This is a genomic window from Dysgonomonas sp. UBA7710 (assembly GCF_002482385.1).
Lineage (GTDB): Bacteria > Bacteroidota > Bacteroidia > Bacteroidales > Dysgonomonadaceae > Dysgonomonas.
The window spans coordinates 131,510-147,366 of record NZ_DLFW01000044.1 but is presented as its reverse complement, the minus strand read 5'-3'; the positions used below and the strand labels follow the sequence as shown (position 1 = coordinate 147,366).

The 15,857-nt window shown below is 40.7% G+C and carries 13 protein-coding genes; all 13 read left to right on the top strand.

The features are described 5' to 3' along the window. Window positions 1-17: 17 nt before the first annotated feature. The 13 genes from B3317_RS14580 to vgrG all read left to right on the top strand — a co-directional run bounded on the left by B3317_RS14580 (window position 18) and on the right by vgrG (window position 15,846). Entirely contained in the window at window positions 18-1,475 is a 1,458-nt protein-coding gene (locus B3317_RS14580) for a RagB/SusD family nutrient uptake outer membrane protein (protein WP_291112897.1), read from the top strand. A gap of 64 nt (window positions 1,476-1,539) precedes the next feature. Then, a complete protein-coding gene (locus B3317_RS14575) occupies window positions 1,540-3,708 on the top strand; it encodes a glucoamylase family protein (RefSeq protein ID WP_291112895.1) in 2,169 nt (722 codons plus the stop codon). A gap of 7 nt (window positions 3,709-3,715) precedes the next feature. Further along, the gene (gene bglX / locus B3317_RS14570; RefSeq protein ID WP_291112893.1) at window positions 3,716-5,956 is read left to right on the top strand and encodes a beta-glucosidase BglX; all 2,241 of its coding nucleotides are present in this window, start codon (window positions 3,716-3,718) and stop codon (window positions 5,954-5,956) included. Window positions 5,957-5,991: 35 nt separating this feature from the next. Continuing rightward, the gene (gene bglX / locus B3317_RS14565) at window positions 5,992-8,283 is read left to right on the top strand and encodes a beta-glucosidase BglX (RefSeq protein WP_291112891.1); all 2,292 of its coding nucleotides are present in this window, start codon (window positions 5,992-5,994) and stop codon (window positions 8,281-8,283) included. A gap of 84 nt (window positions 8,284-8,367) precedes the next feature. Then, on the top strand, window positions 8,368-8,493 hold the full coding sequence (locus tag B3317_RS14560; RefSeq protein WP_291112889.1) for a hypothetical protein: 126 nt from the start codon (window positions 8,368-8,370) through the stop codon (window positions 8,491-8,493). A gap of 959 nt (window positions 8,494-9,452) precedes the next feature. After that, entirely contained in the window at window positions 9,453-9,995 is a 543-nt protein-coding gene (locus tag B3317_RS14555; RefSeq protein ID WP_291112887.1) for a DUF4255 domain-containing protein, read from the top strand. Further along, a complete protein-coding gene (locus tag B3317_RS14550) occupies window positions 9,992-10,690 on the top strand; it encodes a hypothetical protein (protein ID WP_291112886.1) in 699 nt (232 codons plus the stop codon). Before B3317_RS14555 ends, B3317_RS14550 begins: the two co-directional genes overlap by 4 nt. A gap of 18 nt (window positions 10,691-10,708) precedes the next feature. Then, window positions 10,709-12,193: a phage tail sheath family protein gene (locus B3317_RS14545; protein ID WP_291112885.1), complete on the top strand. Its 1,485-nt coding sequence runs from the start codon at window positions 10,709-10,711 to the stop codon at window positions 12,191-12,193. Window positions 12,194-12,222: 29 nt separating this feature from the next. Continuing rightward, a complete protein-coding gene (locus B3317_RS14540; RefSeq protein ID WP_291112884.1) occupies window positions 12,223-12,675 on the top strand; it encodes a phage tail protein in 453 nt (150 codons plus the stop codon). Further along, entirely contained in the window at window positions 12,668-13,195 is a 528-nt protein-coding gene (locus B3317_RS14535; RefSeq protein ID WP_291112882.1) for a phage tail protein, read from the top strand. Before B3317_RS14540 ends, B3317_RS14535 begins: the two co-directional genes overlap by 8 nt. 5 nt (window positions 13,196-13,200) lie before the next feature. Continuing rightward, window positions 13,201-13,365 (top strand): DUF5908 family protein, encoded by a 165-nt coding sequence (locus tag B3317_RS14530; protein ID WP_291112880.1) that lies wholly within the window; start codon window positions 13,201-13,203, stop codon window positions 13,363-13,365. After that, window positions 13,365-14,081 (top strand): hypothetical protein, encoded by a 717-nt coding sequence (locus B3317_RS14525; RefSeq protein ID WP_291112878.1) that lies wholly within the window; start codon window positions 13,365-13,367, stop codon window positions 14,079-14,081. The genes B3317_RS14530 and B3317_RS14525 overlap by 1 nt, the downstream gene beginning before the upstream one ends. After that, window positions 14,056-15,846, top strand: coding sequence for a type VI secretion system tip protein VgrG (vgrG, locus tag B3317_RS14520; RefSeq protein WP_291112876.1), 1,791 nt, complete (start codon window positions 14,056-14,058; stop codon window positions 15,844-15,846). The genes B3317_RS14525 and vgrG overlap by 26 nt, the downstream gene beginning before the upstream one ends. Window positions 15,847-15,857: the final 11 nt, after the last annotated feature.

Genomic DNA, 15,857 nt, shown 5'->3' with positions numbered 1-15,857 from the left:
ATCAATATAATATAATCATGAAACTATATAAATATATTATTTTATCGGCTGTACTGTCATTGAGTAGCTGTAACGACTTTCTGGACAAAGAACCCGAAAATTCAGTGCCTGTAGAAGAACTGGATTACACTATCTCAGCAAATATGATTCAGCCCGTGATCGGAATTTATGCGCGTGCCAGAACTTGGGATGGCCTCACTACCTGGCCTCGGTTTGGACTGATAGCTGTAAGAGGCGATGATGTTGAAAAAGGATCGTTCGACTCTGATCAGGGAGAATTAAATTATGCAAGGAGTTTCGAGTATAATCAACTTGGCGGATACTGGGGACTGGATGCTTCGTGGACAGGACTGTACAATCTGGTGTTGAACTGTAATTCTGCCTTAGTAGATTTGGGCAGGTATAACGAACATCTGACAAGTGATGCGGACAGGACGTTGAATCTGCAATATCAGGCAGAAGTACGCTTTATAAGGGCCTTTGCTTATTTCCATATAGTACGGCTCTGGGGAGATATTTTATTGGTAACAGACAATTCCCAGGTAATGGAGGCTTTGGATGTAACGCCAAGGGCCGATATTTATGGCTTTATCAGCGACGAGCTGGACTTTTGCATAACAAATCTTCCGGCTTTACGTCCGAATGAAATGCCTATGAAAGGACAAGTGACCAGATATTCAGCTCTGGCATTGAAAGCAAAAGCGGCATCCGATATAAACGACTGGGATGCAGTACTCGGTGCAACCGATGCAATTATCACAAGCAATAAATTTGAACTATATCCTGATTTCTATAACTATTTTAAAAAACCGGGATGCTTGTCTGACGAAAATTTATTTGAGCTTCAATATGGCTTGGTCGGCTCCACCAGTATAGAGTCGGATGACTGGTTCAACTATCAGGGACCCCGTCAGGGATTTGCAGGTACCAAAATAGGAACAGGATGGGGATTCATAGTGCCATCCAGAACTCTCGAAAAATTATTCGATGACAGAGGAGAAACAATACGCAAGGAAACAACATTCCTTTATGCAGGTTCAACAACAAGAGAAGGTGATGTGGTAAATTCTGCATCGGAAGACTATGAAAGGGTATATAATGGGAAAAATTATATACCGAGCACACAACTTCCGGAAGGTAAAACAGCATATGGCTATGGAAACCATATCCGTATGTTGAGATATGCCGACGTTCTTCTGTTGAATGCCGAGGCTAAAGTACACAAAGGGCAGAACGGCGATACTCCGTTCAACCTTGTAAGGACGAGAGCCAAAATGCCTGCAATAACAAATGTTACTTTAGACCAGATCCTTGAAGAGAGAATGGTGGAATTTGCATGCGAGTGGGGTGAGCGATTCTTCGACCTTGTTCGTACAGGTAAGGCGGAAAGTACCCTAAAAGGGTTTAAGGCCGGAAAATCAGAATTTTACCCTATTCCGCAAGCCCAAAAAGACCTGAACCCTAATTTAAAATAAAATATTGAATGTTTCATTTTTCTGGCATCTGTATTTGCAGATGCCAGATTATAATTCTTTTCTCATGAAAAAGCTGTTAATTTTTATAGTAATACAATTGGCGTTCATCCAATTAGGCGCGCAAGAACCGGAATATGACCACATAATATTTGATAACAGTCTGATGACCGGACGTTATTACTATAGTAAGGCTGATTACAAATCTCCCAGCTATATTCAGAGTACAGATAATAAACTACTTGTTTCAGAAAAGGAATTCTTTACTGCAAAAAATTCATTATTATTCAATTATATTTCTGCCTCCGGCGGAAACTGGTCGGCATCAGTCCTTTTCCGCGATTGGCGTGGAAAAGATTTTATTAAAGAAGGTAAATCACTGGATTTCTGGTTGCTTATCAAATCAGAAACAAAAAAAGAAGAATTACCTCTTATTGCGATAGGTACTGCAGACAAAAAAGAGCCGAAGGCTTCTTCCTTTATCAATATAGGGAAATATATAGGCACAGCGGAGCAGGAAAAATGGATACTTGTAAGCATACCGCTTGCCGAATTTAAAAATATAAGTTACACTCATACAAAGGAAATAAAAGAAGTTCTTTTCAAACAAGGTTCGCAAGACGGAAAAGAACATACTATATATATAGATCAAATAGAACTTGCTCCTGTAAACAAACCTGAAAATATTACATTTGTACCGGCAATAAAAGCGAAAGCCTACGAACGCCATGTAGATTTATCGTGGGAGAAAACAGGATTAGAAAATGTCAAATATATCAAGATATACCGTTCATCCAATGGAAAAGACTTCCGGGTAGTGGGTATGCAGTATCCATCCGCCATCCGGTATGCAGATTATAATAATCAGCCAAACAAAACATTCCAATACCGCATTACCTGCGTCAACTATGATTACTCTGAAACACAGCCATCTAATACAATGGAAGTAACTACCCGTGACATGACCGATGAAGAACTCCTGACTATGGTACAGGAAGCCGCATTCAGATATTTCTGGGATGGCGCGGAGCCTGAATCGGGATTAGGTCTGGAAAATATTCCGGGACGAAGAAATATGATCGCGACAGGCGCATCAGGTTTCGGAATGATGGGAATGATAGCCGGAGTAGAAAGGGGTTTTATTACAAGGCAAGAGGCTGTGGAACGTTTTAAAAGAATAGTCACATTTCTTGACAGAGCCGATATCTTTCATGGAGGATATGCCCACTTTATAGATGGAATAACCGGTAAAGTAGAGCCGTTTTTCGGCAATCGCGACAACGGAGCCGATATGGTAGAGACTTCGTTCCTGTTCCAAGGGCTGCTTACCGCCCGTCAATACTTTGACAAGAATAATGCAGATGAGAAATTTATACGCGACACCATTACCCGGCTTTGGGAAAATATAGACTGGCAATGGTATAAAAAAACAGAAGACAGTAAATATCTGTACTGGCACTGGTCGCCTGACCAGGGTTGGGTTATCAATCATAAATTGATAGGATGGAACGAAACCATGATTACTTACCTGCTTGCCATTGCTTCCCCTACACATGGAATAAGTCCTGATATGTACTATTCCGGCTGGGCCAGCCAAGAGCAGGAAGCCTGTGATTATCGTGCCGATTGGGGGCAGACAACCGATGGCGCAAAATACTATAACGGAAATACCTATTATGGAGTAAAGCTGGATGTAGGAGTCAATACGGGAGGGCCTATATTTTTTACTCATTTCTCATTCTTCGGATTCGATCCGAGAGGGTTGAAAGATAAATATACCAGTAAGGACTATTTCGACAATCTGCGGAATATAGCCCTTATCAGTTACAGATATTCTATCGAAAACCCGAATAAGCGTCTTGGCTTTGGTTCCGGTTGCTGGGGGCTTACAGCCAGCGAAAGTCCCTGGGGGTACGCTGCTGCCGAAGCTGTGGCACACCACGAATATGGCACAATGTCTCCGGCTGGAGCGATTGCCTCTATTCCTTACCTGCCGGAAGAATCGATGGACGCCCTGAAAAATTATTACCGTAATTTCGGAACATTCCTTTGGGGCGAATACGGGTTTCGGGATGCTTTCAATCTGGATATAAACTGGTGTTCGAATATCTATATGGGATTAAGCCAAGGCTCTATAGCCACCATGATAGAAAATTATCGTACAGGCCTTATCTGGAAACTGTTTATGAAAGATCCGGATATTCAGAAAATGAGAAATAAAGTATTTATTAAATAAATATGTGATGGAATCAAGACGGATTACAGCTTTAATATCCTTTTTCTGCCTGATTATATTGTGCGGATGTACTAAAAGAACGGATACGGCAGATGCCAAGATGGATAAGTTTATCAATGATTTACTCAGCCGGATGACATTGGAGGAGAAGATCGGACAAACCGTATTATATACCAGCGGTTACGATGTGATAACAGGTCCTACGGTAGACCCCAACTATAAGGAATACCTGAAAAAAGGAATGGTGGGGGGCATCTTTAATGCAGTGGGAGCAGATTATACCCGTAGCCTGCAAAAGATAGCAGTGGAAGATACCCGTCTGGGGATTCCGTTGATTTTCGGATACGATGTTATTCACGGACAACGGACCATATTCCCCATTCCTCTTGCCGAATCGTGTAGCTGGGATTTGGAAGCAATGGAACGTTCTGCGAAGATAGCTGCATCGGAAGCTACTGCGGAAGGTATAAACTGGATTTATGCACCGATGGTGGATATTTCGCGTGATCCCCGCTGGGGACGGGTAGCCGAAGGAGCCGGAGAAGATGTGTACCTGGGTTCTTTAATTGCTGCCGCACGTGTGAAAGGTTTTCAGGGAAACAGTACCAGTGATTACAATACGGTGGTAGCTTGTGTTAAACACTATGCCGCATATGGAGCAACGATGGCCGGACGTGATTACAATACGGTGGATATGTCTCTGAATGAACTGTGGAATACATTTCTACCCCCATTCAAAGCCGCTTTGGATGCCGGCTGCGGAACTATAATGACCTCATTTAACGATCTGAATGGAATACCTGCTACAGGAAACAAATATCTGTTAAAGGATATCCTACGCGATAAATGGAACTTCAACGGCTTTGTTGTTACCGACTATACTTCAATTAATGAAATGATTCCACACGGCTATGCCAGGGATGAAAAACATTCTGCAGAAATAGCGATGAATGCAAGTGTGGATATGGATATGCAGGGTGGAGTATATATGAATCATCTGAAAACACTTGTTGAGGAAGGAAAAGTATCTGAAAAAGAAGTAACCGAAGCTGCACGTGCCATCCTGAGAATAAAATGCAAGCTGGGCTTATTTGAAGATCCTTACAGATACTGTGATGCCGGCAGGGAAAAAACAGATATCCTGACAGCAGAGAACAAAGAAGCGGCACGGGATATGGCACGCAAATCAATGGTACTGCTGAAAAATGACAATCAGACTTTACCCTTAAAAGGAGATAAACGTATCGCACTTATAGGCCCGCTCGCTAAAGATCAATATGAGATATTAGGATGCTGGTCGGCAATGGGTGACCGGGATACTGTCCCTGTAAGTGTATATGAGGGGCTTACAGCTGCCGTAGGCGAAAATCACATCTCATATGCCAAGGGGTGTGATATACAGAGCGATGACACAAAAGGATTCGATGAGGCTGTCAGAATAGCATCCAAAGCAGATGTCGTTGTTATGGTGATGGGAGAATTTCATAATATGTCGGGAGAGAATAATTCCCGAACCAATTTATCACTTCCCGGTGTTCAAACAGATTTGTTGAAAGCAATAAAGAAAACAGGGAAGCCCATGGTACTGGTATTGATGAACGGGCGACCGTTGACCATAAACTGGGAAAAAGAGAATATAGATGCCATACTTGAAGCATGGTTTCCGGGAACAATGGGTGGTGCTGCCATTGCGGATGTTCTGACAGGAAAATATAATCCGGCTGGAAAACTTACGATGACCTTTCCTCAGCATGTGGGGCAGATACCGCTATTTTACAATCACAAAAATACCGGACGGCCTTTCGACCCAAATGATCCGCAATTTGCCTACGGCTCTAAATATTGGGATGTATCTAACGATCCGCTTTATCCTTTCGGTCATGGGCTAAGCTATACAACTTTCTCTTATTCAGGCATAACGTTGTCTTCTAAAGAAATGACAAAAGACAACCCTATAAAAGTAAGTGTAAAACTTACAAATACAGGGAAATATGACGGGGAAGAGGTTGTGCAGTTATATACCCGTGATTTGGTAGGAAGCGTGACCAGACCTGTGAAAGAACTGAAAGGTTTCAGAAAGGTATTCCTGAAAGCCGGAGAATCACAAAATATAGAGTTTATGTTAACTGTCGATGATCTCAGGTTCTACAACACCAATTTGGAATACATATACGAACCCGGAGACTTCCATCTCTTTGTGGGCGGAAGTTCTGAAACAAAAATAAAGACAGGGTTTGTGTTGAAATAAAAAATAAGTTATCAGGATATAAAATATAATTAGAAATGAAAAAACTACTATTATCAGTCTTATTAGGGTGTTCCGTATTCGTAATAAATGCGCAGTCTCAAAGTAAGAATGTAAAAATGGATCGATTTATCGACGATCTGATGGGTAAAATGACTATAGAAGAAAAAATAGGCCAACTCAACTTACCCGGTTCCGGTGATATTATAACCGGACAAGCTAAAAACAACGATATAGCAGGTAAAATAAAGAGAGGGAAAGTCGGGGGCTTATTCAATATAAAGGGTGTAGAAAAAATAAAAGATGTGCAGCGTGTGGCCGTAGAAGAAAGCCGTCTCGGTATCCCGCTTATTTTTGGTATGGATGTTATACACGGATACGAGACCGTGTTCCCTATTCCGTTGGGTTTATCTTGTACCTGGAATATGGCCGCTATAGAGCAGTCGGCACGTATTGCCGCTATAGAGGCCAGTGCGGACGGTATCTGCTGGACATTCAGCCCGATGGTGGATATAGCGAGAGACCCGCGTTGGGGTCGCATATCGGAAGGCAACGGGGAAGATCCGTATTTAGGTGGACAAATAGCAAAAGCGATGGTTCGCGGTTACCAAGGCACAGAAAACAAAACATTTACAGCTAACAATCAGATAATGGCATGCGTAAAACACTATGCCCTGTATGGTGCAGGAGAGGCCGGACGTGATTACAATACGGTGGATATGAGCCGTCAGCGTATGTATAATGAATATTTTTATCCGTATCAGGCAGCAGTAGAAGCAGGAGTCGGTAGTGTTATGGCTTCATTCAATGAAGTAGACGGAGTACCTGCTACCGGAAACAGATGGCTGATGACCGAAGTTTTACGTAACCAATGGAGATTCAATGGTTTTGTTGTAACTGACTTTACCGGTATAGCCGAAATGGCAGACCATGGTATCGGTGACTTACAAACCGTATCTGCGCGGGCGCTTAATGCCGGAATAGATATGGATATGGTAGCGGAAGGCTTCCTTAACACAATAAAGAAGTCATATGATGAAGGAAAAATTACTAAGGCCGAAATCGATCTGGCTTGCCGCCGTATACTTGAAGCCAAATATAAGTTGGGGCTATTCTCCGACCCGTATAAATATTGTGATGTGGAAAGAGCGAAGGCCGATATTTATAAACCGGAGCATCGTGAAATTGCTCGTAGGACAGCAGGAGAAAGTTTCGTTTTGCTTAAGAATAAAAACAATCTGTTACCGTTGAGCAAAAAAGGAACTATTGCCGTTATAGGGCCATTGGGGAATACAAAGGAAAATATGCCGGGGACATGGAGTGTGGCTGCCGACTTCAATAAGGCAACTACAGTTGTTGACGGACTAAAGGCTGTTGCAGGGAGTAGAGCTGATATTGTATATGCAAAAGGTAGTAACCTGACGGCTGATCCTGTTTTGGAAGACAGAGCCACAATGTTTGACCGCAGTATGAAACGCGACGGAAGAACAGAGGAAGAGTTAAGGAATGAAGCCCTACGGATAGCCGGAAATGCAGATGTCATAGTTGCCACATTAGGTGAGTCTTCCGAATATAGCGGAGAATCGAGCAGCCGTTCCGAAATTGGTATACCTGATGTACAGCAACGCTTGTTGCAGGAATTATTGAAAACAGGTAAGCCTGTGGTGCTTGTATTGTTTACCGGACGTCCGCTGACGCTTACATGGGAAAGTGAAAACGTTCCGGCAATACTGAATGTCTGGTTTGGAGGAACAGAGGCCGCTTATGCAATAGGCGATGTTTTATTCGGAGATGTAAATCCCAGCGGAAAGCTTACAACTACTTTCCCTCAGAATGTAGGACAGATACCATTATACTATAATCATAAAAATACCGGGCGACCTTTGGCCGAAGGCAAATGGTTCGAAAAGTTCCGGAGTAATTACCTGGATGTGAGCAATGATCCTGTTTATCCTTTCGGCTATGGACTCAGTTATACGCAATTTGACTATAGTAATGTAAGATTGAGCGCTGCAGCAATGGATACCGAAGGAAAACTGACAGCCAGTGTCACTGTTACCAACAACGGAAAAATAGATGGAAAAGAAGTTGTACAATTATATATACGTGATGTAGTAGGCAGCGTTACCCGTCCTGTGAAAGAGCTGAAAGGTTTTGATAAAATATTTTTAAAAGCAGGTGAATCCAAGATTGTAACATTCACTATTACACCGGAGTTATTGAAATTTTACAACTATGATCTGAAATATGTTTTCGAACCGGGAGATTTTGATGTCATGATAGGAGGCAATAGCCGCGATGTAAAAAGTGCAAGATTTACGTTGAAATAACAGAACGATGAAAACGGTGAATCTGTATTGAAAAAACGAGTGTTAATTTATTCTTATAACTTTACCTATAAGCTATATAACTGTGTGAAGGCATATGATGTGAATCAATATTATTATCCGGGAATGGATAAAACCCAGCCTTACTATTTTGGTATTGAAGTAATAAATGAAAACCGAATGTCCGTACTTACTCTGGCTGAGACGCAGTAAGACCGGAAAAAGTTATATAAGGACTTTACATGCCGGCAGGACTGTATCATCTATTTGTTCGAAATAGGTTGTAGTCTTTTACCTACATCATTCTGTACATCAGATTCATAACACCCCTATTTTTCTCCGGGTTACTTCCTTTGATATAAAAGAAGACTCTGAAAATACTTCGTCTCCAGTCCTGAACGCTCCGTATCAGTACATGATGAGACGAGGTAGTATTATTGAGTCCCTACCATACCGAAAAGCAGGATATGGAGGTCTGTCATATTATTTTGAAAGAAATGCCAGAGACAAATTTATACAGGATTTATATGATAAAATTTTATAAATAAAATGGTATCCTCATCCGGATATAATATCTTAAAAAGCGTTATCATTTATATATCGCTATTTTTTATAGCGCATATTCTTTTATTAGAATTAAGGAGATCGGATTAACTTCAAAATGATAAAGATATGCCTCAGAACAAATTTGCCTTGGCTCGTTATTGTATGATTGATAACCTGCTTAATAAACATGAGTATGTTAAAACTGCATATATCGTCGAGATTTGCCGGCGAAAATTAAAATGCAGTATTACTCAACGCACCATTCAAATGGATATCGATGCGATGCGAAATGATTCATTTCTTGGATATTTTGCTCCAATAGAATATTGCCGACGCAGGAAGGCGTACTATTATAAGGTGACTGATTTCCGGTTATACCCGCACCGCTTTTCGAATAAAGAGGTTTCTCTTATGCAAAATTTATTGGTATTGATGCAAAATTATATTTTAGATGATGACTATGAGTCATTTAAGAAGATTGTCGCTAAAATAAGAATGTTTAACTGTTAAAATTTATCAGATAACGAAATAAAATTTCGTTATACCTGTCTATATTTGACTTTTAATCAGAGAAACGCAAATTTCTTCTATTATATCAGGGTATAAAATAAAAATCATGCCAATTTATGATAGCCAGAACATTATCAGCTTTATCTTCTTTTTCGTCAGATTATCTAAGAAGAACTTTCAGCTTAGATGAAGATATTGTTTGTTTGCAACCATTGTTCAATTTATCCCAATCATCGCCGGATAATAAAATTCATCTTTCATTAGTAAATGTGGAAAGGGAGACTGCGGGTGGAATCCAGTTTAATAAAACTTCGATTTCCGGCTCATATACTCAGAAAGGGGCTCCGTCGTGGATGTTGAATCTTTATATAATGTTTGCTGCAATATTTTCAGAAAAACAATATGAGGAATCATTACAATTACTGTCAGGGTTATTTGTTTTTTTACAGACAAACAGTAAATTCACTATACCACAATCGAATATTACTTTTAACCTGGAGCCGGTTAATTTATCTTTCAACGAATTATCTAATTTGTGGAGTATCAATGGCAGTAATTATTTCCCTTCTGTATTATGTAAGGTGAGAGTATTGGATATCGATTCGGAAGAAATAAAACAATTGCAACGCGTTGTAAGTCAAAAAGAGGTTAACACATGAATAGTATTGAAAAATATGATATATGGTTCACGATCCGCGTAGTTCATGAATATTATGACAATGGAAATTGTCCTGTTGCATTGACTCCATCCCGGGAAACCATAAGCTTCTTCAGACGAAATGGAATAATTTATAAGATGACGGGGAACAACAAATGGGTGTTGCTGACACAGTCTAAGGATATTGCCTTAGAAACTGCCGGCACATTATGTTTTGAAATGATCCCTCAGGGCAATATATTTTACTATATTACCGAATTGCCACAAAAAAAAGATAATGATGATTATATATTGGAGAAAAGTCTCACTGTGGGGAAATGGATGAATATATTGATTCCGTTTGACAATGTAAAAGAGGAAATAGATATAGAATTAGGAGCTAAATTTAAATATTGGGAGTTTATAATCATTCCCCGATATACCACTGACAATGTGATTCTTAGAATAGAAGAAAAACGTAACCGGATAACATTCGGAGATATGGAGGAAATCAGTTTTCCTGGTGTGGGAAAAGCTTTCAGAGTATCCACTGTTGAGAAAAATAAGATAAAAGAGACACAGGGATATGTTGTCCGGCTCTATGAAATCAGGAGCAACGGAGAACGTCTGTTAAGCGGAAATATTCCGCTTCCTCGTCCTGATGAAGTCTCCATGACGCAGCCGGAAGATACCGTGACGACATATTTTTATATATAAACCAATAAATTTCAACCTATGAGTGCAATGAAAACACCAGGGGTATACATCGTTGAAAAAAACGCATTCCCCAATTCTGTAGTGGAAGTGGCAACCGCTGTACCTGCTTTTATCGGTTATACGGAAAAAGCAGCGAATGGTAACAAATCTTTGCTGAATAAGCCTTGGAGGATCACATCCATGGCTGAGTTCAGATCTTATTTTGGAGAGGCTCCGAAACCCAGGTTTGAATTAGCTGAGGGTGCCGGTTCTTCAGCCATTAATTTTAATGGAAAGAGTTACTTGCTGCAAAGAACCGATAGCTATATACTTTATTATAGTATGTTGCTATTCTATGCAAATGGTGGAGGCCCTTGTTATATCGTTTCGGTTGGCGATTATTCTTCCGGTATAGAGAAAGACAAACTGGAGCAGGGTATAGCTCCGTTAATCAAAGAACAGGAGCCTACGATGGTGGTTATACCGGAAGCCATTGTTTTGAAAGCAGAGGATTGCTACGCGCTCCAAACTGCAATTCTGAAGCACTGCGGATATGAAATGAGAAACCGCTTTGCCGTACTGGATGTACATGACGGATATAAGGACAGGAAAGACCCTGACGGAGATGTAGTTGCAAAATTCAGGGAGAATATAGGAAGTGAATTCCTTGATTTTGGTGCTGCTTATTATCCATGGCTGAATACTTCCATAGTGCAGGAAAATGAGTTGAACTATGAAAATCTGGATATAGAGAACTTACAAACTTTATTGACAGAAGAACTGGAAACTTCGGCTTTTGATGAAGATAAGAAAAAACAGGTAAAAGATTATATAGATGGGTTGAAGGAAGGTTTGACCGATGTGGAACGCAGTACTTTACACAAAATATTGTCGCAACTAAGTTTTCTATACAGGGAAATTATGAAGGAAATGCGTATTTCATTGAATCTGCTTCCTGTATCAGCTGCCATGGCCGGAGTCTATACGATGGTCGATAACACTAAGGGCGTATGGAAGGCTCCTGCGAATGTAAGCGTAGCTACAGCGATAAGTCCTACCGTAAATATTTCACACGAAGAGCAGGAAGATTTGAATGTGCCTCTGAGCGGGAAATCTGTAAATGCTATCCGTACTTTTATGGGAGAAGGTATTAAAGTATGGGGTGCGAGAACACTGGACGGAAATTCTCTAGACTGGAGATATATCAATGTTCGCCGTACAATGATAATGTTACAGGAGTCCGTTAAAAATGCGGCGCGTGTGTATGTATTCGATCCTAATGAAGCAAACACATGGATCAATGTGAAAAGTATGATATCCAATTTCCTGAATGGAATATGGAAGCGTGGAGGATTGGCCGGAGCTGTGCCCGATGATGCATATAGCGTACATGTCGGGCTGGGTGATACAATGACGCCGGAAGATATTCTGGAAGGCATTATGCGGATTACCGTCCTCGTGGCTATTACCCGTCCTGCGGAATTCATTGAAATTACATTCCAGCAGCAAATGCAAAAAAGTTAATAAGTAATAATAATTAAAATCAGAATATTATGGCAGGAGAAGCACAAGATAATGTATGGCCTTTACCCAAGTTTTACTTTGCAGTGGAAGTGGCCGATTTACCGGAAGCCTCATTTCAGGAAGTTTCAGGGCTGGATGTGGAAGCACAGATCATAGAATACCGTCACGGGAATAGCCCGGAATTTTCTACAATAAAGATGCCCGGTATCAAGAAATATGGAAATGTAACATTGAAGAAAGGAATTTTCAAGGGCGACAATAAGTTTTGGGATTGGTTCAATAAAATAAAGATGAACACGATAGAACGCCAACCCGTAACAATAAAACTATTGGATGAAGGAGGTAACCCAACAATGGTCTGGACTCTAAAAAACGCATGGCCGACTAAAATCACCGGGACTGACATGAAGTCTGATGGCAACGAAGTAGCAGTGGAAACTTTAGAAATCGCTCATGAAGGGCTTGAAATAGCAAATGGCTAATGCAATTGATGTAAACTGGACCATTCCTACATCTTTTTATTTTCAGGTTACAATCGGTGACGATGAAATCGCATTTAAGGAAGTATCAGGATTATCAACGGAAATGGAACTGGAAACCATACAGGAAGGCGGGGTAAATGAATATGAGCACCGCCTTCCAAAACAAATCAAACATGGCAATCTTGTTTTGAAAAGGGCTCTTATGCCGGTTTCAAACAATACGGCGATAGAATGGATAGGTAAAATTATGAACGAAGGTTCCTTTTTTGATATTACAGGCCGAACTCTTCCATTGACCAGAACTATTCATATCAGTTTGTTGTCGGTTGAGAGAGAAGAGGTTATGAAAGACGGCAAAGTAATGGAGATAAAAGATAAGGCTATCCCTGTTTACAAATGGGAATGTGCAAATGCAATTCCGATAAAATGGGAGGTCGATACCCTCGATGCGGAAAAAAATTCAGTCTTGATTGAATCGCTGGAATTTGTATATTCCACTCTTAAGCGGCTTGATAAATAGATACTATGGCTATTGTAATAAAAGAAATAAATGTGAGAACGACTATCGAACGTAGTCCGAATATGGATAAAGGCGTGAGTCCGAAGGATATTTACCAACTAAAACGGGAAATATTGAGAGACGTAAAAGATATCGTTAAACGGGAGATAAAACGTAATAGTGAACGCTAATGGCCGAACTCGAAAAAATGGTTATGACAGGCTACGAAAAGTCTGATTATAAAGGTAGTTATAAAGAATTTACTGCTCAGATTAATCCGGCCTCTATTTCATGGTCGAAAGAAATCGCCTATGAAGAGGATAGTATCATAGGTTCGGGTAGCAGTGAGATTAAGTATAAAGGACATAAGGAAGATAAACTTTCGTTTAAAATTGTACTTGATGATACCGGTGCTTTGTTCAATCCCGGACAGGCTGGAGGGCAAACAGCATCAGGCTCCCGGAAAACAATACCCGCTATGGTCAATCAGCTGGAGACGGTATTATATACTATTGATTCCGAAAGCCATGAACCCAGATATGTGATATTAATATGGGGAGCATTCTGTTTTGAAGGGCGTGTCACTTCATTAAGTTACGATTATACTCTTTTTTCCCCCGAAGGAATGCCCTTGAGGGTAACTATATCGCTTTCTTTTTCGAGCCATTTGAATAAGAAGATTTCAAATAAAAAAGAGAATAAGAAATCACCGGACCTGACCAGAGTGATAACACTCAAGGCCGGAGAAAGTATCGCCGGATGGTGCAATCAAATTTATAACGATCCTTCCTTTTGCAGCGATGTGGCAAAATGTAACGGATTAAGTAGTTTCAGAAATGTAGAACCCGGGGTATCGTTGATATTCCCACCACTTAGCAGAAATGGCAGAATCACCGATAAAGGATAGTCAGGGATTAATATCGTTCACCATATACAGTGAAGGTAATAAGATCAAAGACAGTTTCGGACTCATATCCATATGGGTCCGGAAAGAAGTGAACAGGATAGGCAAAGCGGCATTAGTTTTTGAAGCCGGAAATGTGGCAGCCGGAACTATGGACGAAAGTGAAGACAACACATTTGCTCCGGGAAACGTTATTCGCATCGAAACAGGATACCAGAGTACAGAAGAGGTTATATTCGAGGGAATAGTGACCTCACATAATATCGTGATACCTGGAGGTGAATGTGCTACATTGGAAATAGAATGCCGTGATTTCGCTTTCCCGACTACTCTTGGACGGAAAAACAGATTATTTGAGAAGTCGAAAGATAATCAGATCATATCCAATATATTGGCAGAATATTCCGCTTTGTCTGCAAATGTAGATTCTACGGCTGCAAAGCATAACGGGATAGTACAGTATTATTGTTCCGATTGGGATTTTATCTTGTCCCGGGCAGATGCTAATGGACTTGTAGTGATAACGGAAGGTAAAAATATTTCGGTGAAAAAGCCGGATGTAAAGGCGGCGGCCGCGTTAAAAGTTACTTACGGCACAGATCTTATAGAGTTTAACGGCCGTTTACAAACAGCATCTCAGATGTCCGGCGCAGTAGCTATGGCATGGGATAGCGCAACACAGAAGCTGATAAAAGTGAGCGGAACAAACCCTTCTCTGAACGGGCAGGGAAATAGTATGCCGGCAGAACTTGCAGAAGCGGTAGGAATGGAAGACTGGAACTTACAGACCGAAAGCTGTACAGATGAAAGTGAACTGCAATCATGGGCAGATGCGCTTTTACTCAAAACAGGGCTGGCTCGTATACAGGGAGACTTTAAATTTCAGGGAAGTGCAAAAGCTATCCCCGGATGTATCATAGATATCGACGGATTGGGAAACCGTTTTAATGGTAGTGTCTATGTAGGTTCTGTCGAACATGAAATAAAAAACGGAAATTGGTTTACTACCGCAGGCATCGGGATTTCTCCCGTGAATATCACTGACGAGAGCAATGTCGTATCGCCTCTGGTTTCAGGATTGATGCCGGGTATTAACGGCTTGCATATAGGGAAAGTAACGAAGCTGGATGGAGACCCAGACTCTGAAAATAAAATTCAGGTGGAATTTCCATTATTGAATGGAGAAAAGAATACTATCTGGGCACGTTTATCAAATGTTTGGGCGAGTAATCAGTATGGGACATTCTTTATACCAGAGAAAGGCGATGAGGTAATACTGGGATTCCTTAATAACGATCCGCGTTTTCCTGTTGTGTTAGGTAGCCTTTACAGTAGTAAACAGACTCCCCCGTATAAGATAGATGCCGATAATAAACTGAAGGCAATCGTTACCAGGTCGAAACTGAAAATCTCATTTGAAGAGGAAAAGAAAATAATCACAATAGAAACACCCGGAAAGAATATTATTGAAATCAATGACGATACCAAAGCGATAAAACTGACCGACCAGAATAAGAATAAGATAGAAATGACGTCCGATGGAATTCTGATCGATTCAGCAAAGGAAATACAGCTGAAAGCCAAAACGAATATTAATATAGAAGCAGGTGCTAATTTGAGTCTGAAAGCAAAATCAAATGCCACAATGGAAGGACTCAAAATAGAAGCGAAGGCTCAGACAGAATTTACAGCTAAAGGGAATGCTAAGGCAGAGCTGTCAGCTTCGGGGCAGACTGTGGTAAAAGGCGCTATGGTGATGATTAATTAACTATAAAAATG

Coding starts and splice junctions, on each gene's coding strand:
- B3317_RS14580 (WP_291112897.1), top strand. CDS start 18: ATGAAACTATATAAATATATTATTTTATCGGCTGTACTGTCATTGAGT.
- B3317_RS14575 (WP_291112895.1), top strand. CDS start 1,540: ATGAAAAAGCTGTTAATTTTTATAGTAATACAATTGGCGTTCATCCAA.
- bglX (WP_291112893.1), top strand. CDS start 3,716: ATGGAATCAAGACGGATTACAGCTTTAATATCCTTTTTCTGCCTGATT.
- bglX (WP_291112891.1), top strand. CDS start 5,992: ATGAAAAAACTACTATTATCAGTCTTATTAGGGTGTTCCGTATTCGTA.
- B3317_RS14555 (WP_291112887.1), top strand. CDS start 9,453: ATGATAGCCAGAACATTATCAGCTTTATCTTCTTTTTCGTCAGATTAT.
- B3317_RS14550 (WP_291112886.1), top strand. CDS start 9,992: ATGAATAGTATTGAAAAATATGATATATGGTTCACGATCCGCGTAGTT.
- B3317_RS14545 (WP_291112885.1), top strand. CDS start 10,709: ATGAGTGCAATGAAAACACCAGGGGTATACATCGTTGAAAAAAACGCA.
- B3317_RS14540 (WP_291112884.1), top strand. CDS start 12,223: ATGGCAGGAGAAGCACAAGATAATGTATGGCCTTTACCCAAGTTTTAC.
- B3317_RS14535 (WP_291112882.1), top strand. CDS start 12,668: ATGGCTAATGCAATTGATGTAAACTGGACCATTCCTACATCTTTTTAT.
- B3317_RS14530 (WP_291112880.1), top strand. CDS start 13,201: ATGGCTATTGTAATAAAAGAAATAAATGTGAGAACGACTATCGAACGT.
- B3317_RS14525 (WP_291112878.1), top strand. CDS start 13,365: ATGGCCGAACTCGAAAAAATGGTTATGACAGGCTACGAAAAGTCTGAT.
- vgrG (WP_291112876.1), top strand. CDS start 14,056: ATGGCAGAATCACCGATAAAGGATAGTCAGGGATTAATATCGTTCACC.